Here is an 18,036-nt window from a genome sequence, read left to right as displayed (position 1 = left end):
GGCTTCGAGCACGACACCTGGCGACGCCTCACCGCGCGGGCGTTGCGGACGATGTCCCGCGCGCCGTTCCAGTACGGTCCGCCCGAAGGCCTGGCCGAACTGCGGGAGGCCATCGCCGGCCATGCGGCCTTCGTCCGTGCGGTGGTCTGCGAGCCCGGGGACCTGGTCATCACCTCCGGCGCGCAGCAGGCCTTCGACCTGCTGGCGCGCCTGCTGGTGACGCCGGGGCGCACCGCGGTGGCGCTCGAGAATCCCGGCTACATGCCGGCACGGGCGGCCTTCGCCGCGGCCGGTGCGCGGCTGATGCCGGTGCCGGTGGACGCCGAGGGCCTGCGCGTGGATCGCCTGCCCGACGGCGTGAAGGTGATCTGCGTGACGCCGTCGCACCAGATGCCCACTGGCGCGGTGATGTCCGCGGCGCGCCGCCAGGCGCTGCTGGCCCGCGCTCGCGAGCTCGGCGCGGTGATCGTGGAGGACGACTACGACGGCGAGTTCCAGTTCGAGCCCCATGCGCAGGACGCCTTGCAGACCCTCGATCGCGAGGGCCGGGTGTTCTACGTCGGCACCTTCTCGAAGAGCCTGTTCCCGTCGCTGCGCAAGGGCTTCGTCGTGACGCCGCCCTGGGCGCGCGAGGCCCTGATCGACATCCGGCGCACGAGCGATTCCCACGGGGACGCGGTGACCCAGGCGACGTTGGCGGCCTTCATCGCGGAAGGCCATCTCGCCCGCCACATCCGCCGCATGCGGCCGATCTACCGGCAGCGCCGGGAAGCGCTGGTCCACGGACTGGACGCGGCGCTCGGCCGCTGGGTGGAGGTGCTGCCTGGCGCGGCCGGCCTGCACCTGAGCGTGCGCGCGAAGACGCCCGCCCGGATGCCGACGCTGCTCGACGCGTTCCAGCAGCACCTGCCGGGGGCGCTGCCGCTGTCGGCCTATGCGCTGGGCAAGCCCTCGGTGCACGGGCTGTGCCTGGGCTATGGCTGCGTCGAGGTCGAGCAGATCGTGCAGGCGGTGCGCGCGGCGGGGCGGGCGCTCGCGCGCGCCATGCCCTGAGACGCCGCGCCCGCGTCCGGTCGTCCGCTCACGCCACCGCGGGCATCACCGTGCCCACACAGGGGCCGAATCCGATCGCGCGCCGTCCTGGCGCCTCGCAGCGGCCGACCAGCGCGACGCTGTCGCCGTCCTGCAGGAAGAGGCGCTGCTCGCCGCCGGGCAGCGTGATCGCCTGCTTGCCGCCCTGGGTCAGCTCCAGCAGCGAGCCGCCCTGGTCGGCCGTGGGGCCGGACATCGTGCCGGAGCCGAACAGATCGCCCGTCTGCAGGTTGCAGCCATTGCTCGCATGGTGGGTCAGCATCTGCGCCACCGTCCAGTAGGCCTGGGAGAAGTCCGACGCCGTCAGCCGGGCCGGCGCCTGGCCCGCGTCGCGCATCGCGCGCGTCTGCAGGTGGACCTCCAGACGGATGCCGATGGCGCCGCGCTCGCGATTGGCGGCGCCGTCCAGGTAGGGCAGCGGCTGCGGGTCGCCGTCGGGCCGCGTGAAGGCGCGACGGAACGGCGCCAGCGCCTCCATCGTGATCACCCACGGCGAGATCGTCGTCGCGAAGCTCTTGGACAGGAACGGCCCCAGCGGCTGGTACTCCCAGGCCTGCAGGTCGCGGGCGGACCAGTCGTTCAGCAGCACCAGACCGAACAGGTGCTGCTCCGCCTCGTCGATCGACACCGGGCGGCCCGGCTCATTGCCGGTGGCCACCAGCGCGCCGACCTCCAGCTCGTAGTCCAGCCGCTTGACCGGACCGAAGCCCGGCGCCTCGGCGTCGGGTGCCTTGGTCTGGCCGAGCGGGCGGCGGAAGGTCTGCCCGCTGACGCCGATCGACGAGACACGCCCGTGGTACCCGATCGGCACCCACTTGTAGTTGGGCAGCAGCGGGTTGTCCGGTCGGAAGAGCTTGCCCACGGTCGTCGCGTGATGGATGCCGGCATAGAAGTCGGTGTAGTCGCCGATGCGGCAGGGCAGCGTCATCTCGACATCGGCCATCGGCTTGAGCGCCGGCGCCAGCGCGTTGGCCTGCTTCGGCCCCGCCTCGTCCCGGAGCGCCGCGACGAGCTCATGCCGCAGCTGCCGGCGCAGGTCGGGGCCGATCGCCATCAGCGGATTCAGGCCGTGGCCCTCGCAGGTGCGCAGCACCGCGCCGAGCGCGTCCGACAGCGCGCCCAGTTCGGCCGCGGCGATGAGGTCCAGCACCTGGTCGCCGATCGCCGTCACCGGGCGGAAGGCGCCGGTCGAGCCGGCGGCGCGGGCCATGCCCAGCGGCAGGTTCTGGATCGGGAAGTCGGTGTCCGCCGAGTTCGCGGACGCGACCCAGCTGCGCAGCGCCGGGTCGTGGGTGTGGTCGAGGTCGGTCATCGGATCAGGTCTTTCGTTGTTCTGGTGATCGAGGGCAGTGTCAGGCGAGCGCGGGCGGCGACGTTCACGCCGGCTTGAACTTGTCCTTCAGCCCGCCCCAGCAGGCGGCGTAGTCGGCGTCGAGCGCGCCACCGCGCAGCGCCCATTCGGACGGGCGGAAGCGCCAGCGGCTCTCGAACATGAAGGCCAGGGTGTGATCGAGCTTCTGGGGCGTCAGCGTCCGCGTGCTCGCCGCCTCGAAGGCATCGGCATCCGGGCCGTGCGGCACCAGGCAGTTGTGCAGGCTGGCGCCGCCGGGGCGGAAGCCTTCAGGCTTGGCGTCGTACTGGCCGTGGATCAGGCCCATGAACTCGCTCATCACATTGCGGTGGTACCAGGGCGGACGGAAGGTGTCCTCCTGGACCAGCCAGCGCGGCGGGAAGATCACGAAGTCGCAGTTGGCCGTGCCCGGCGTGTCGCTGGGCGAGGTCAGCACGGTGAAGATCGACGGATCGGGATGGTCGAAGCTGATCGAGCCGATCGTCATGAAGTGGGCGGTGTCGTACTTCAGCGGCGTCAGGTTGCCGTGCCAGGCGACCACGTTGAACGGCGTCACCGCCTGCGCGTTGCGCCACAGCGCGCCGCCGGTCTTGCGGATGACCTCGTAGGGGGCGCCGTCGGGCTCGTGCGCGGCGACGGGCGCGAGGAAGTCGCGCGGGTTGGCCAGGCCGTTGGAGCCGATCGGGCCGAGCTCCGGCAGACGGAAGGCAGCGCCGTAGTTCTCGCAGATGTAGCCGCGGGCCGCGCCGTCATGCGCCTCGACGCGGAAGGTCACGCCGCGCGGCACCAGCGCGATCTCGCCGGGGACGACATCCAGCAGCCCCATCTCCGTCGTGAGGCGCAGCCCGCCCTGCTGTGGGACGATCAGCATCTCGCCATCGGCATTCATCAGCGCGCGGCGGGTCATCGGGCGATTGAAGGCATAGATCAGCGCGGCCATGCCGGTCTGCGCATCCGGGTCGCCGTTGCTGACGAGGGTCTTGAGGCTGTCGACGAAATCGACGCCGGGCGCGCCAGGCTGCTCGTCCGGCATCGGGAACGGATGCCAGCGCAGCGGATCCGGCGGCGCCGCGACACCGCCCGCGGCGCCGCTGGTCCAGAAGGGCTGCTCGTAGGCATGGAAGGCGCCGGTCACGACCGACGGCTGCCGGCGGTACAGCCAGGTGCGGCGGTTCTCGACCCGGGGCGCGGTGAAGGCGCTGCCCGACAGCAGTTCGGGATAGAGGTCCATCGGCGCGCGCTGCGGGCTGTTGCGGCCACGCGGCAGGGCGCCGGGGATCGCCTCGGTCTCGAACTGGTTGCCGAAGCCGCCCTGGTAGCGGAGCGTCGACGGCGCAGTGGCGCTCGCCGCGGGCGAGCGAAGGGTCTCGGGTGCGTTCATGCTGGTCCTCGTGGGGAAGCGGTGCCCGGGGTCGGGGCGATGACGGGATCGGAACTCGTGGCGGAGCCCGTGGTGGCGGTCGTGGCGGGACTCGTCGAGGTCGATGTCGAAACAGGATTGGCGCGGCCGGCCGCGGCCAGGGCCTCGAGCAGCACATCCTGCCGGCCGATGTGATTGGCCATCAGCAGGATGAGCCGTGCGTTGAAGGCGGCGCTCGCCGCCGCGTCGAGGCCTTGATGCGCGGCCAGCAGCGCTTCGTAGAAGTCGTCGCCGGCGTCGAAATTGGGCGCGGTGATCAGCGGCATGCGGGCATCTCCTCGACGGCGGCGTCATCGGCCAGCGCCCGGCGCATGGCCGATTGGAGCTCCGCCGCGGTCGGATGGTGGAGTCGGGCGCAGACATGCTGATCCGGACGCAGCAGCACCACAAGGCCCGGCTCGGCGTCGTAGCGCGCGCGGACCAGGCCCTGCGGGTCGAGCGCGTCGTCGATGCGTACGAGCACGGGCACGTCCTCCTGCGGGAGGCCTGGCGCGGGCTCTCCACGGGGCATGGGGGATCCCTCCTGGACCCCCAAGCCCCATTCCGGCCCCAGTGAGGCTCGCTGTTCGCGCTCGGAGGGGGGCGGCGTGTCGAAGATCAGGGCGGTGAAGCGGCCCGGCTTCATCTGGCGCAGCAGCCAGTCGTCGCGGCCGTCGACTCGGATCGGCGCGTCGGCGGCGACCGCGCCGTACCGGGTCGTCGGCACGGACAGGCGGCCGCTGTTGACCAGGCGCCGCGCGAAGGCGAAGTCCTTGGCCAGGGTGAGGGTGGCGTCGCGGAAGATGCGGCTGGTCTCGCTCTTGGGCGTGATGAAGTCGGTCGAGCGCGTCGAGTGCAGGATGTTCTCGTCCGCCGCGAGTTCGCGCTCGCGGGCGTAGCTGTCGAGCAGCGCCGGCGGCGCGCGACCCTGCACGACCGCCGCGAGCTTCCACGCCAGGTTGTCCGCGTCCTGGATGCCAGAGTTGGCGCCCCGCGCGCCGAACGGCGAGACGCCATGCGCGGCGTCGCCGGCGAAGAGGATGCGGCCGTGCCGGAAGCTGTCCATGCGCATGCAGGCGAAGGTGTAGACGCTGGCCCAGACGAGCTCGATGTCCGGCACCGAGCCGTCGCCGCCAGCGGCGCGCGAAGCCTCGCGCATCAGCGTGCGCACCCGCGGCAGGATGCGCTCGGGCTGCCTTTCCAGCTCCGGATCGGCGTCCCAGCCGAGCTGGAAGTCGATGCGCCAGACGCCGTCGGGCTGGCGGTGCAGCAGCACGCTCTGGCCGGGGTGGAAGGGCGGGTCGAACCAGAACCAGCGCTCGGCCGGGAAGGGCGCGTTCATGCGCACGTCGGCGATGAGGAAGCGGTCCTTGAAGCTGCGGCCGTGGCTCTCCTGGCCGATCAGCCGCCGGATCGTCGAGCGCGCGCCGTCGCAGGCGACGACATGGTCGGCCAGCAGCGTGTACGGACCCTCCGGCGTCTCGACGGTCAGCGCGACATGGTCGGCATGCGGCTGGACGCCGGTCACGCCGTGGTGCCAGCGCAGGTCCAGCAGCGGCAGCTCGAGGGCGCGCTCGACCAGGAAGCCTTCGACGTAGTACTGCTGCAGGTTGACGAAGGCCGGACGCTGATGGCCGGACTCGGCCAGGAGGTCGAACTGGTAGACCTGCGCGTCGCGGAAGAACACCCGGCCCACGCCCCAGGACACGCCCTTGTCGACGAGCCGCTGGCCGCAGCCGAGGCGGTCGAGGATCTCCAGCGTCCGCTTGGCGAAGCACAGCGCACGCGAGCCCACCGACAGCCGGCCGTCGTTGTTGAGCAGCACCACCGGCACGCCCTGCAGCGCGAGGTCGATCGCCGCGCACAGCCCGACCGGACCGGCGCCGACGACGACCACCGGATGGCGCGCCGGCTCGCCGCGCGCGTGGGCCTGCTGGTCGGCGTGACGGCGGTAGGGGTAGACGACGCGCTGGTAGTCGACCTCGGACATGGTCAGCCCTCGAGCGTCTTCCACATCTCCTGGTCGCGCTCGGCGGTCCAGATGCGCGGGTCGCGGAACCGGGTGACCTCGTCGTAGCAGCGGGTCACGTCGAAGGGCATGCAGTGGTCGAAGATGACCCAGTGGCCGTACTTCCGCTTCATCAGCGCGAAGGTGTCCTTGTAGACCGCGTTCAGGTCCTTGCCCGCGGCCACGCCGGCCTTCACCGACGCATGCAGGTCGGCGATGAAGCTGCGGGTGCCGGCCAGCCCCTGGGCCACCGACTCCGGCGTCGTCAGCGCCGCGCCGCGGCCCGGCACGAGCGCCCGCGGCTCGAGCCTCGCGATGTTGTCGAGGGTCTGCGGCCAGTCGGCGAAGTAGGCGTCGCCGGCATAGGGGGTGGCGTCGAACTCGACCAGGTCGCCGGAGAAGAGGATCTTCTGCTGCGGCAGCCAGGCGACGGTGTCGCCCTTCGTATGACCGCGGCCGAGCTGCAGCAGTTGCACCTCCAGCGTGCCCAGCCAGACGCTCATCGCGCCCTGGAAGGTGATCGTCGGCCAGGTCAGGCCGGCGGGGACCGACTCGACATTGCGGAACAGGCGCGGGAAGCGGCCGATCTCGCTGGCCTTGTCCTGCTCGCCACGCTCGACGATGAGGTCGTAGGTGTCGCGGCTGGCGATCACCTGCTGCGGCGCATAGGCGGAGGCGCCCAGCACCCGGACCGCGTGGTAATGGCTGAGCACCACGTACTTGATCGGCTTGTCGGTGACCTCGCGGATGCGGCGGATCACGTCCTGCGCCATCACCGGCGTGGCCTGGGTGTCGATCACCATCACCGCGTCGTCGCCAATGATGATCCCGGTGTTGGGATCGCCCTCGGCCGTGTAGGCGTAGGCGTTGTCACTGAGCTTGACGAAGGAGACCTGCTTCTCCTCGACGTCGGCGTGGCTGGCGAACTGCTTGGTCGGCTGGGTCATGAAGTCTCCTGGCACCTGCTTGTGGAATTCAGCAAAGCAGAATTGATTTGTTGATCGCGAATATAGCCTGAGGGTTGAATATGTTCAACAATGCTGAATCGCAGCGAAGAAATGCTCAGGGGCGGAGGGGGAGGGCCTTCGCGGCGACTGATACTGCGCCCCGCCACCGACCGAGACAAGCATGAGCACCGAAGACACTGCCGACGACCGAGACGACCGCGAGGACCGCCGCGGGATCCAGAGCATCGAGGTCGGCGGCCGGCTGCTGAAGGCCGCCGCCGCGCGCGGCCGGCCGTTGCCGCTGAAGGCCTTGTCGCAGGCGGCCGAGATGAGCCCGGCCAAGGCGCATCCCTACCTGGTGAGCTTCTGCAAGCTCGGCCTGATGCGGCAGGACCCGGCGACCGGCTACTACGGCCTGGGTCCGCTGGCGATGGAGATGGGCCTGATCGGCATCCAGCAGATCGATCCGGTCCGGCTGGCGACGGCGCGACTGGACGCGCTGGCCGAGGAGATCGGCCACACCGTGGCGATCGCGGTGTGGGGCTCGCAGGGCGCGACCATCGTGCGCACCGCGGCGTCGCCTGCGGCGGTGCATGTGACGATGCGGCACGGGACGGTGGTGTCGCTGTCGGACACCGCGTCGGGGCCGCTGTTCGCGGCCTATCGGCCAGAAGCCGAGATCAAGGCGATGCTGGCCGAGGCCCGCCGCAAGGGGCCGGCGGACCTGGCGCGGGTCGGTCGCCACGACCGGCCGCAGGAGGTGCCGCCATGGACCGCGTTCGCGCGGACGCTGGAGGAGATCCGCACGCGGGCGATGCATCGATCCGTCGGTGGCATCGTCGAAGGCGTGAGCGCGCTGGCCGTGCCGGTCTTCGACAGCGACGCGCAGATGGCGCTGGCGCTGACGGCGATCGGCCCGTCGGGCGCGTTCGACGCGGCATGGGACGGCGCCGTCGCCCGCGGCCTCACCGCCACCGCGACCGAGCTGATGCGCGAGATCGGCGGACGCTTTCCTGGTTGAGCTTCCTCGATCGCCGATGAACCTGCCTTGCCGCCGCCCGAAGCGGCGCGAGACGACAATCGCCGGATGACCGATCCCGCTCCGACCCCGCCCGCCCAACCTCGCAATCCGCTGCATGGCGTGACGCTGGAAGCGCTGCTGACTGCGCTGGTCGAGACCTATGGCTGGGATGGCCTGGACGCGCGCATCCCGCTGCGCTGCTTCGCCTTCGAGCCCAGCATCAAGTCCAGCCTGAAGTTCCTGCGCAAGACGCCCTGGGCACGGGAAAAGGTCGAGGGGCTCTACCTCTTCATGCTGCGGGAGCAGCGGCGCAACGCGCGGCCGTGAGGCGGCGTCGCGCCGGCCTCAGATCACCGTCTCGATCGCGCGCTTGAGCAGCGACAGGCCCAGGTCGATCTCCTCGTCGCTGACCGTCAGCGGTGGCGCGATGCGGAAGACGCCGCCCATCATTGGCAACTGGACGATGTTCATGCTCAAGCCCTGCGCCATGCAGGCCCGGGTGATGGCGGCGCCCAGTTCCGGCGCCGCTTCCTTGCCGGCCTGGCTGCGGACGATCTCCACGCCGAGCAGCAGTCCGCGGCCACGCACATCGCCGATGCAGTCGAACTCGCGCTGCAGCGCGCGCAGGCCGGCCTCCAGCCGCGCGCCGGCGACCCGGGCCCGCGCCACCAGTCCGTCCCGCGCCACGATCTCCAGCACCTTCAGCCCGACCGCGGCCGGCAGCGGGTCGGAGACATGCGTCGTGTAGAACAGGAAGCCGCGCTCATGGCAGCGTTCCTCGATCTCGGCCGTGGTGAGCACCGCCGCCAGCGGAATGCCCGCGCCGAGTGTCTTGGACAGGGTCAGGATGTCCGGCGTCACGCCGTCGCGTTCGCACGCGAACATCATCCCGGTGCGCCCGATGCCGGTCTGCGCCTCGTCGACGATGAGCAGCATCTCCCGCTCGCGGCACTTCTGCTGCAGCGCGCGCAGGTAGCCGGCCGGCAGCTCGATCAGGCCGCCCGAACTGAGGATCGGCTCGGCAATGAAGGCCGCCAGGTTGCCGCTGGACTGCCGGTCGATCAGGTCGAAGGCGTAGTCCAGTTCGGCCTGCCAGGCGTCGGCGCCGAGACCGCCGAAGCGCGGCCGATAGGGATTGGGCGCGGGAATCGCGAAGGACCCGACCGCCGCGGGCCCGTAGCCCTTGCGACCGGCGCAGTAGGTCGCCGACGCCGCCGCACCGGTCATGCCGTGCCAGGACTGCGCGAAACCCACCACCTCGTAGCGGCCGGTGTAGAGCTTGGCCAGCTTGATCGCGGCCTCGTTCGATTCGGCGCCGGTGCTGAGCAGCATCGCGCGCTCGAGCCCCGCCGGCGCGATCTCCGCCAGGCGGGTCGCCAGGTCGACCACCGGCCGGCTCAGCATGCCGCTGAAGAGGTGATCCAGCCCGGCGGCATGCTCGGCGATCACCGCGGCGATCTCCGCATGCCCATGCCCGAGCAGCGCGCTCATCTGCCCGGAGGTGAAGTCCAGGATCGCCCGGCCGTCGGCGTCGTAGACGAAGCTGCCGCGCGCCCGCTCGATGATCAGCGGCTCGAAGCTGCCGCCGTAGCGGATCAGGTGCTGGCGGGAACGCGCCCAGAAGCTCGGGTCGGCATTGCGTGACATCGGGTCCTCCCATTGACGATGAACCCGGCGAGGGTAAGGAGCGGGTCGTCGCGGCGGAAGCCAATTGTTCTGATGGGAGCCATCAGCGGCGCGAGGGGGCTCAGGCCGTGGGGAGGAACTTCCGGATGTGCGCGGCGAACGCGGCGGTGAGCGGCGTCGGCCGCTCCCGATCGAAGGCCAGCGTCAGGGCGACCGCGGGCAGGGGCGGCAGGCCATGGGCGTCATCGAGGATTTCCAGGTCGTCGGGCACGGCGGTGCGGGTCAGCACCGTCACCGCCTGTCCCGAGCGGGCCATGCCGACCAGTCCCGCCAGGCTGCTGCTCGCATGCGCGACCCGGAATGCCCGGCCCTGCGCCTCGAGCGCCCGCTTCGCCAGCACGTGATCCAGCGCGTCGGGCGCGCCCAGGGCCAGCGGCAGCGGCGTCAGGCCCGCCACCGGCGCGCCGCGCCGTGCGACCCACACGAGCGGCTCGCGGCGGATGACTTCGCCGCCGATGCCCGCGTGGCCGTCCTCGACCGACACCAGCGCCAGGTCCGCGGCATGTCGTGCCAGCAGCTCCAGCAGCCGCGGCGTGGGCGCGCACACGACCTCCATCTGCACCTGCGGATGCAGGCTGGCGAAGCCCTGCAGCAGGTGGGGCAGCAGGGCGACCGCGTAGTCCTCCGGGCAGCAGAAGCGCAGCACGCCGGACATGCGGGCGCCGCGCAACTCGGCCAGCGCCTCGTCGTGCCGGCGCAGCAGTTCGCCCGCGTGGACCACCAGGCGCTCGCCGGCGGCCGTCAGCGTCACGCCGCGCGCGCCCCGATGCAGCAACGGCTGGCCGGCCACTTCCTCCAGTCGCTGCATCTGCATGCTGATCGCGGACTGCGTCCGGGCCACCCGCGAGGCCGCCTTGCTCAGGGAGCCGGTCTCGGCCACGGCCAGCAGGCTGCGCAACAGGTCGAAGTCCAGGGAGGCGGTCACGGGAGGAGCCGTCGAGATCGAAGGGACGGGAGCCCTCAGGGCTTGCGGAAGTCGTTGTCGACCCAGGCGGCGGCGCTCGCCTCGGTCAGGCGGAAGTTGGCCGCCACCCGCACCTGGGCGACCAACTCGTCCTGCGCGTCGCGGGCGCTCAGCAGCGCATAGGGGTTGTCCTCGTCCGGAACGATGTCCAGCAGGATGTGCAGGCGCCCGGCGTCCGTGTCCAGCTTGAGGCTCTTGTGCAGCTGGGCATGCAGTTGCTGCTCGTGGCGACGCAGGACCTCGGAGGCGGTCTTCACCAGCGTATGGAAGGCCGCCGCGTCCAGCGGCTTGGGGTTCTTCTTGTCGCGGCCCATGGTCCAGGGCCCGACCAGCGCGGGTTCGGACTCGCCGACCAATGTCATCGCCACGGCCCAGCCTTCGTCGTCTTCGTTCTTGATCACCTGCGCGGTCCAGCGCTCGTCGCGCCAGAGGCGGGGTTCCTGGAGGGGGGCGTGGGGATCGTCGGGGAGGTTCGTGCTCATCCGGACGAAGGTATCACGCCGGAATCAGCGAGAACATGTGCGCGTCCCATGCCGAGCCGTCGGTGCCGCGGATGCGATGGCGCAGCAGGCCCTCGTGATGGGCGCCGCAGCGGCGCGCGACCGCCAGGCTGGCGGTGTTGCCCTCGGCGACGACGATCTCCACCCGGGCGAGCTTCAACCGGTCGAAGGCATGGCGGCTGAGCGCCCGCACCGCGGCCGAGGCCGCGCCCTGGCCCTGGCAGGAACTGCGCACCCAGTAGCCGAGGTTGCAGAACGGATGCACCGGATGCAGCCCGTTGAGCCCGGCGGCGCCGATGAAGGCCCCGGTCTCGCGGTCGAAGATGCCGAACTCGAAGGCGGTGCCGGACTGCCAGCCGCGCGCGCAGTGGTCCAGCCATCCGGCGCCGTCGCTGTCGGAGAAGTCCGGGCGGGCCCAGGCCATCCAGCGGCCGATCGACCGGTGGGATTCGCGCACCGCGGCGACCAGCTCCGGCAGGTCGCTCGGCCGGTAGGGACGCAGCAGGAAGCGGTCCTCGACGAGCTCGACCGGCGCGGGGCCTGCCGGCGCGGCGTCGCCCGCGTCCCAGACTTCGCCGGCCAGCTGCTTGGCGCAGGCGAGCAGCGACCGGTTGTAGCGCGACAGGCGCGGGGCGAGGGCGGCCAGCGCCAGCCCCGCGGCCTCGGTGCCGCGGCCCTGGGCGGCGTAGGTGAGGGCGAGCAGGGCACGGGCCTCGTCATGCAGCGGGCGATCGTGGCCGGGCTGCAGGTGATGGGCGAGCTCGCCCGCGAGCAGCGCCTCGCTCTCGTCCAGTCGCTTCAGCCAGCGCAAGGTGCTGCCGAGCTGGATCACCGCGCGGGTGCGCCGGTAGGGATCGAGCTGCCCGCTCTCGAGCGCGGCGCGGTAGAGGGGCTCGGCCTGCGCTTCGAGGCCGGCGGTGTCGCGGGCGCAGGCGCGTTCGAACAGGGCGCGACCGTCATCGGCGGGCCGCTCGGCGGCCAGCGCGTCGATCTCGGCGACCAGCTGTGCGCCGGACAAGGCGGGTGCACGCCGCCACACCTCGTCGAGGCGCAGGGTCCAGGCGTCGTGGAAAGGGGCGGTGGCGTCGGTCATCGGGGCAGTCTAGCGACCGGCCCCGAAGGTGCTGGAAGTCTGCAGGACGATCATCGCGAGCGTCGCCAGCGCCATCGCGCCGGTGGCGAGCCAGCCCAGGGTGCGCCACAGCGGCGGCAGGCGCAGCGTGCCGACGATCGACGGATGGGAGGCGGCGACCATGACCGCCACCATGATCGGCACCGAGATGACGGCGTTGATCACCGCCGACCAGTAGAGCGCCTTGATCGGGTTGAAGCCGGCCAGGCTGAGCGCCAGGCCGATCAACATGGCGCCGCCCAGGATCGCGTAGAAGGCCTTGGCGGTCTGCAGCGGGCGGTCGAGGCCGCGCCGCACGCCGGCCAGCGTGGCGACCGCATAGGCCGCCGATCCGGCCAGCACCGGCAGCGCCAGGAAGCCGGTGCCCACGATGCCGGCGGCGAAGAGCAAGAAGGCGAAGTCGCCGGCCACCGGTCGCAGCGCCTGGGCGGCCTGGGCGGTGGTCTCGATGTCGCTCACGCCGCGGGCGTGCAGCGCGGCGGCGGTCGCGACGATCATGAAGAACGCGATCAGGTTGGAGAAGCCCATGCCGACCAGGGTGTCGGTGCGCAGCCGCCGGAACTGCCGCTTCGCCTGCTCGGGCGCGACCGCGAGCGGCCGGTCGGCGTCGATGCGGCGGATCTCCTCGGCTTCCTGACCGGCCTGCCAGAAGAAGAGATAGGGGCTGATCGTCGTGCCCAGGATCGCCACGACCATGGTGGTGGACTCGCGGTCCCAGCGCATCTCGGGCAGCACCAGCGAGCGCAGCGCCAGCGCCCAGTCCGCCTGCGCGGCGAAACCGACGCCCACATAGGCCAGCAGCGACAGCGTCAGCCACTTGAGCAGCCGCACATAGCGCTCATACGGCAACAGGACCTGCAGCAGCAGCGACAGCAGCGCGAAGGCGACGATGTAGGCGCCCGGCGGCCCGCCGACGGCCAGGCTCATCGCGTCGCCCATCGCGCTGAGGTCGGCGCCGAGGTTGATCACGTTGGCGACGACCAGCAGCCCGACCAGCGCCATCACCAGCCAGCGCGGGCACAGCTTGGCGAAGTTCTCGGTCAGGCCCTTGCCGGTGATCCGTCCGATGCGCGCGCTGGCGAGCTGGATGCCGACCATCAGCGGGAAGGTCACCAGGATGGTCCAGCCGACCGAGTAGCCGTACTGCGCGCCGGCCTGCGAATAGGTGGCGATGCCGCTCGGGTCGTCGTCGGCGGCGCCGGTGATCAGGCCTGGGCCCAACTGGGCCCACCAAGGGCGGCGGATCGGGTCCTTCGGCAACCGGCATCTCCCGCTGGAATGACGCGGGGCACCGGGCAAGCGCTGTGCCCGGCGGAGCGGGCGATCAGGCTCGCCGCGTCGACGGCGTGATGCTGGCCTTCAGCGCCTGCCGGATCCAGTCGAGCGCCGCCTGCTTGCGCTCCGGGCTTTCGGCGGCGGTGCAGTCGCTCGGCACCCAGACGCGGTAGCCGCGGACGTAGGCATCCATCGCCGTGCACTGGACGCAGAAGTCGGTCGCCAGGCCGGTGATGGCGAGTTCCCGCGCGCCGAGCTGCGTCAGCAGCAGGTCCAGCGGCGTGGCATGGAAGCCGGAATGTCGCGGCTTGAGCACCATCAGGTCGTCCTTGTCCGGCGCCAGCAGGCGCGCCAGCTTCGCCGCCGCGCCGCCGCCGCGCCGGCATTCGCGCAGCAGCGTGCGGAAGTCCGAGCGCCATTGGCCGAAGTTGTCATTGACGTAGAGGGTGCTGAAGCCGTCGCGGCGATACCGGCGCTTGAGCGCCGCGGCGGCGATCGCGGCCTCGACCGCCGCCGGCGCGAGATCGTCGGCGCCATCGAAGCGCAGCGGATTGATGAAATCGACCAGCAGCAGGACCTTGCGCGAGGTGTCGGCCATCACGTCGCCCTGTCCGGAGTCACGAGGCCGCGCGCGAGGCGGCGCTCGATGCGCGACGACGGGTCGGCGACGGTGTGGGGGACGCTTGCAGATCGCTTCATGCCGTGCTCCTTGCCGGGAAGGAACGGCAAGTGGAATGCCTGCGGGCGGCGTGGCGCGGCGGGTCCGGCGGGCGCGGCGTGTGCGAGTGTGGGAAGGAGCGATGCGGAGCGAAGTCTGGCTAGCGCTCGAAGACCAGGTCTTTCACCGGCAGCACCGGCGGCTCCCAGGCGTAGTGGGGGTGGAGCACATTGCGCTCGTCGCGCATGCCGGTCCAGCGCAGCCGCATCAGGTCCGCGAGCGTCCAGCCGGCCCAGTCGGCACGGAAGGGCCGTGCATGAGCCGTCGCCTCGAAGTCCGCGTCGCTGCGCCACAGCAGGGCCGGGATGCGATAGCCGGAGGCCGTGGCCGGGCTGTGCCCCGCGTGGTCCAGCGTATGTCCCACTTCCTGGCCGTGGTCGGACAGGAACATCCAGGCGGCGTGACCATTGGCGGGCAGGTGACGGCGCGTCATCCGCAGCGTGTCGGCCACGATGCGGTCGTGATAGCGGATCGCCGCGTCGTAGTCCTGTCGGAACTCGCGCACCCAGGCGGCGCGGCCGTCGCGCGTCATCGCGGCGTCGACCGCGTCCCCGCCGGCGTCGAACGGATGCTCGCCCGGCGGCATCCGCAGCCGGTAATGCGGGTGCGCGCCCAGCAGGTGCACCACCACCAGCTTGCGCGGCGACGGATCGGCCAGCGCCTGCTCGACCTCGTCCAGCAGCTCACCGTCCAGCGAGCCCGACGAGCGCCCCGGCTGCCGGTTGATCATCTCCACCGTGTCGGCCAGCCGCGCATGCTGCTGGTCGACCGCCACGTCGTCATGGTTGCTGACCCACCAGACCTTGTAGCCGGCGCTGCGCGCCAGCGCGAGCAGGTGCTGGGTGTCGCCGGCCGGATCGTCCTCGTCGCGCTCGCCGAAGCTGAACAGGCCGCTGAGCGAGGCCACCGTCGTCGCCTGCGTCGACCATGCATGCCGCAGCGTGAGCAACCGGGCGCGTTCCTCCTGGCTCAGCGCGATCAGCTGCGGCGTCGTCGGCCGGGCATAGCCGTAGAGGCTCATGTTGTCGCGGTTGACGCTCTCGCCGAGCACCAGCATCACCGTCGACGGCGCCTGCGTCGCCACCGCCGGCGACGCGGCAAGCGCATTGCGCATCAGCTGCGCGCGCTGGACCTGCTGGTCGCCCCAGACGGCGCGAAGGTCGACGACCTGCTGCATCCAGGCCGGCCAGAACAGCAGCGGATGATGCCGGCGCCACGGCTTGCTGAGGTGGGCGAGGGCGCACAGCGCCAGCAGCGCGACCAGCGCGAGGCGGGCGGGCCGGGGAAGCGCCATCGGCATTCGCGTCGCTCGACGGATCGCGACGCCGGTCAGCGCCAGCGTGGTCAGCAGCGCGACCAGCGCCGCGCTCATCGCCGGGAGCTGCGAGCTCAGGTATTCGATCGATTCACGCGGCGAGGTGTTCGCCGCCGCCGCCAGCACCAGCGTGCTGTCCGGCGCGGCCTGGTACTGGTGCCGGAGGAAGGCCCGCAGGGCGCCGTCGATCAGGAAGCCGGCGATCGTCGCGAAGGCCACCACCGCGCGCAGCCGCTGCCAGGCGTGGCCGGCGATCGGCCAGCACAGCCAGAGCAGTACCGGCAGGGCGAGCAGCATCATCTGCCCGGCGCGGCGGCCGTCATGGCCGGCCGCGATCGCGGCGGCGCAGGCGGCGCCCAGGAGCAGGACCGGGATCCAGGCGCGCATTGCGGCGCGGATGCCGGCGCGGATGCCGACAGGGGAGGTGATGAAGGAGAACATCGGGGCGGGTCGAAGGCGAGCGGGCGCGAGTCTAGGAGATCCCGCGCGTCCCTCGGCCGTTGATCCCGCCGACGAGCCTCGCCTTGCCCGACGCACCGGCGCGACCGGTGCGTTCCGTCACAGCATCGGCCGGAGCACCTGCCAGACGTTGTCGAGCATCACCGGGTGCGCCTTGGCCAGCGGATGGATGCGGTCCCCCTGGAACCACTCCGCCGCATCGGCCCGATCGGCCACGCCGGCCAGCAGGAAGGGCTGCAGCGGCACCTTCTCCGCCTGGGCCACCGTCTTGAAGCTGTTCTCGAAGTCGCGGGCGTAGCTCGCGCCCATGTTCGGCGGGATCTGCATCCCCACCAGCATCACCTTCGCGCCGGCCGCCTTGCCGGCCTGGACCATCGCGGCGAGGTTCTCTCGCGTCATCTTCAGCGGCAGGCCGCGCAGCGCGTCGTTGCCGCCGAGCTCGACGATCAGGTGGGTCGGTTGGTGCTGCTTGAGCAGCGCCGGCAGCCGCGAGCGTCCGCCGGAGGTGGTGTCGCCGCTGATGCTGGCGTTGATCACCTCGGCGCCGAGCTTCTGCGCCTTCAGCCGGGCCTCCAGCAGCGCCACCCAGCCGCTGCCGCGGGCCAGGCCGTATTCGGCCGACAGGCTGTCGCCCAGCACCAGGATGCGGCGCGGCGCCCGGGCCGCGGCCGCGCCGCCTTCGGTGCGGCCTTGCGCCGCGACAGGTCCGGACAGGGCCCCCGCCACGGCGAGGGTCGCGACACAGGCGCTACAGTGCAGCATCCATTCACGGCGGCGCATCTGCGGTTGATTCATGGCTCAGAACATCCTCGAAGTCGATCACGTCAGCAAGTCGGTCCAGGATGCCGACGGCGTGCTGACCATTCTGCATGACATCAATTTCCAGCTGCAGGCCAGGGAGTCGGTCGCCATCGTCGGCGCGTCGGGCTCGGGCAAGAGCACGCTGCTGTCCATCCTCGCGGGCCTGGACACGCCGTCCGAGGGCACCGTGCGCCTGCGCGGCCAGGACATGTTCGCGCTCGACGAGGACGGCCGCGCCGCGCTGCGCGGCGCGCACCTGGGCTTCGTGTTCCAGAGCTTCCAGCTGCTGGCGCATCTGACGGCGCTGGAGAACGTCATGCTGCCCCTGGAGCTGCGCGGCGAACGCGATGCCCGCGCGCAGGCGCGGCAGATGCTCGAGCGTGTCGGGCTGGGGCAGCGGCTGTCGCACTATCCGCGGGTGCTGTCCGGCGGCGAGCAGCAGCGGGTGGCGCTCGCCCGGGCCTTCGTCCAGCAGCCGGCGCTGCTGCTCGCGGACGAGCCCACCGGCAGCCTCGACTACGCGACCGGCGAGCAGGTGATGGCGCTGATGTTCGAGCTCAACCGGGAACTGGGCACCACCCTGGTCATGGTCACCCATGACCAGGCCATCGCGGCGCGCTGCGAGCGGCAGCTCAGGATCTCGGCCGGACACCTGCAGGACATCACGATGGCCGACCTGCCGGCCTGAGGTTCAGGGCCGCAGCGCGCGTTCGCGCAGGCGCCGGCGGCGCTCGAAGCGGATCACCGCCCACCAGCCGACATAGACCACGACATAGAGCGTCGCGCCCAGCAGCAGGCCCGCCAACGGCAGTCCCGCCAGCAGCGGTGCGCCGAGCTCCGACAGCCACTGGCCGACGGCCGGCCACCAGCTGGCCGGATTGCCCCAGTCGAGCGCCAGCTCCCTCGGCGCGGAGATCGGACCGTGGATGCCCAGCACCTGGCGCCCCAGGAAGATCGCCAGCGTCCAGATCGGCACCAGCGTCAGCGGATTCGTCAGCCAGGTGGCGGCGATCGCCGCGGCCACGTTGGCGCGGCACACGATCGCCACCACGGCGGCCAGCAGCATCTGCGTCGGCAGCGGGATCACGCCCACGGCCAGTCCGAGCGCCGCGCCCAGGGCCACGCGCCGGCGGTGGGCCACCCACAGCCAGGGCCGCTCGCGCAGGTAATGGCCGAGCCACTTCAGCCCCTTGGTCTGTTCCAGGGACTCCGGCGAGGGCAGCAGGCGGCGGGCAAGTCGGGAAGCCGTCATGGAGGGGGCTCAGAGGGGCGCGATGGCCGCGAAGGGGACGTCAGATGTGAAAAGCCCGCGCGGCTGCCAGGCAGCGGCGCGGGCTTCGAACGGTACAGCAAAGACCGGTCGGAACG

General features: G+C 71.6%; 18 protein-coding genes. 4 read left to right on the top strand and 14 right to left on the bottom strand.

Going from position 1 to position 18,036, the window contains the following annotated elements:
- A partial coding sequence (locus CS062_RS18715) for an aminotransferase-like domain-containing protein (protein ID WP_099863078.1) occupies window positions 1–1,053 on the top strand: 1,053 nt, incomplete at its 5' end.
- 28 nt (window positions 1,054–1,081) lie between these two features.
- Here CS062_RS18715 and fahA read toward each other — a convergent pair.
- From fahA to CS062_RS18690, 5 genes are all read right to left on the bottom strand, one after another.
- Window positions 1,082–2,404 carry a fumarylacetoacetase gene (fahA, locus tag CS062_RS18710; RefSeq protein ID WP_099863077.1) on the bottom strand — a complete coding sequence of 441 codons (1,323 nt, stop codon included), beginning with the start codon at window positions 2,402–2,404 and terminating at the stop codon, window positions 1,082–1,084.
- Window positions 2,405–2,468: 64 nt separating this feature from the next.
- Window positions 2,469–3,824: a homogentisate 1,2-dioxygenase gene (hmgA, locus tag CS062_RS18705; protein WP_099863076.1), complete on the bottom strand. Its 1,356-nt coding sequence runs from the start codon at window positions 3,822–3,824 to the stop codon at window positions 2,469–2,471.
- A complete protein-coding gene (locus CS062_RS18700) occupies window positions 3,821–4,129 on the bottom strand; it encodes a DUF2783 domain-containing protein (RefSeq protein WP_099863075.1) in 309 nt (102 codons plus the stop codon). Before CS062_RS18700 ends, hmgA begins: the two co-directional genes overlap by 4 nt.
- Window positions 4,120–5,832 (bottom strand): FAD-dependent oxidoreductase, encoded by a 1,713-nt coding sequence (locus CS062_RS18695; RefSeq protein WP_099863074.1) that lies wholly within the window; start codon window positions 5,830–5,832, stop codon window positions 4,120–4,122. Before CS062_RS18695 ends, CS062_RS18700 begins: the two co-directional genes overlap by 10 nt.
- Before the next feature lie 2 nt (window positions 5,833–5,834).
- Window positions 5,835–6,797, bottom strand: a complete 963-nt coding sequence (locus CS062_RS18690) for an MBL fold metallo-hydrolase (RefSeq protein ID WP_099863073.1) — start codon at window positions 6,795–6,797, stop codon at window positions 5,835–5,837.
- A gap of 181 nt (window positions 6,798–6,978) precedes the next feature.
- On the opposite strand from CS062_RS18690, the gene CS062_RS18685 reads away from it, so the two are divergent.
- Together CS062_RS18685 and CS062_RS18680 are read left to right on the top strand one after the other, a co-directional pair.
- Window positions 6,979–7,818, top strand: coding sequence for an IclR family transcriptional regulator (locus CS062_RS18685; protein WP_099863072.1), 840 nt, complete (start codon window positions 6,979–6,981; stop codon window positions 7,816–7,818).
- Between the two features lie 66 nt (window positions 7,819–7,884).
- Entirely contained in the window at window positions 7,885–8,145 is a 261-nt protein-coding gene (locus tag CS062_RS18680; RefSeq protein ID WP_099863071.1) for a VF530 family protein, read from the top strand.
- A gap of 18 nt (window positions 8,146–8,163) precedes the next feature.
- On the opposite strand, the gene CS062_RS18675 is transcribed toward CS062_RS18680, so the two are convergent.
- From CS062_RS18675 to CS062_RS18635, 8 genes are all read right to left on the bottom strand, one after another.
- On the bottom strand, window positions 8,164–9,465 hold the full coding sequence (locus tag CS062_RS18675) for an aspartate aminotransferase family protein (RefSeq protein WP_099863070.1): 1,302 nt from the start codon (window positions 9,463–9,465) through the stop codon (window positions 8,164–8,166).
- Between the two features lie 100 nt (window positions 9,466–9,565).
- Window positions 9,566–10,429: a LysR family transcriptional regulator gene (locus CS062_RS18670; protein WP_099863069.1), complete on the bottom strand. Its 864-nt coding sequence runs from the start codon at window positions 10,427–10,429 to the stop codon at window positions 9,566–9,568.
- A 35-nt stretch (window positions 10,430–10,464) separates the two neighbouring features.
- Window positions 10,465–10,950: a hypothetical protein gene (locus CS062_RS18665; protein WP_099863068.1), complete on the bottom strand. Its 486-nt coding sequence runs from the start codon at window positions 10,948–10,950 to the stop codon at window positions 10,465–10,467.
- Window positions 10,951–10,963: 13 nt separating this feature from the next.
- Complete coding sequence (locus tag CS062_RS26650) at window positions 10,964–12,061, bottom strand: tetratricopeptide repeat protein (RefSeq protein ID WP_199174285.1); 1,098 nt, start codon at window positions 12,059–12,061, stop codon at window positions 10,964–10,966.
- A gap of 9 nt (window positions 12,062–12,070) precedes the next feature.
- The gene (locus tag CS062_RS18650; protein ID WP_099863067.1) at window positions 12,071–13,360 is read right to left on the bottom strand and encodes an NRAMP family divalent metal transporter; all 1,290 of its coding nucleotides are present in this window, start codon (window positions 13,358–13,360) and stop codon (window positions 12,071–12,073) included.
- Window positions 13,361–13,424: 64 nt separating this feature from the next.
- The gene (locus tag CS062_RS18645) at window positions 13,425–13,973 is read right to left on the bottom strand and encodes a cysteine hydrolase family protein (protein WP_099863066.1); all 549 of its coding nucleotides are present in this window, start codon (window positions 13,971–13,973) and stop codon (window positions 13,425–13,427) included.
- 220 nt (window positions 13,974–14,193) lie between these two features.
- Window positions 14,194–15,849: a sulfatase-like hydrolase/transferase gene (locus tag CS062_RS18640; RefSeq protein WP_233218138.1), complete on the bottom strand. Its 1,656-nt coding sequence runs from the start codon at window positions 15,847–15,849 to the stop codon at window positions 14,194–14,196.
- 117 nt (window positions 15,850–15,966) lie between these two features.
- Window positions 15,967–16,662: an arylesterase gene (locus CS062_RS18635; protein ID WP_099863065.1), complete on the bottom strand. Its 696-nt coding sequence runs from the start codon at window positions 16,660–16,662 to the stop codon at window positions 15,967–15,969.
- Between CS062_RS18635 and CS062_RS18630 the strand changes: the two genes are divergently transcribed.
- Window positions 16,661–17,356 carry an ABC transporter ATP-binding protein gene (locus CS062_RS18630; protein WP_091734056.1) on the top strand — a complete coding sequence of 232 codons (696 nt, stop codon included), beginning with the start codon at window positions 16,661–16,663 and terminating at the stop codon, window positions 17,354–17,356. The genes CS062_RS18635 and CS062_RS18630 overlap by 2 nt on opposite strands.
- Window positions 17,357–17,359: 3 nt before the next feature.
- On the opposite strand, the gene CS062_RS18625 is transcribed toward CS062_RS18630, so the two are convergent.
- Complete coding sequence (locus CS062_RS18625) at window positions 17,360–17,920, bottom strand: DUF2062 domain-containing protein (protein WP_099863064.1); 561 nt, start codon at window positions 17,918–17,920, stop codon at window positions 17,360–17,362.
- Window positions 17,921–18,036: the final 116 nt, after the last annotated feature.

It is taken from the genome of Roseateles chitinivorans, assembly GCF_002761755.1.
GTDB classification, from domain to species: Bacteria; Pseudomonadota; Gammaproteobacteria; order Burkholderiales; family Burkholderiaceae_C; genus Roseateles; species Roseateles chitinivorans.
Note: the sequence above shows the minus strand (reverse complement) of the source record. Positions and strands in the feature narration are given on the sequence as shown.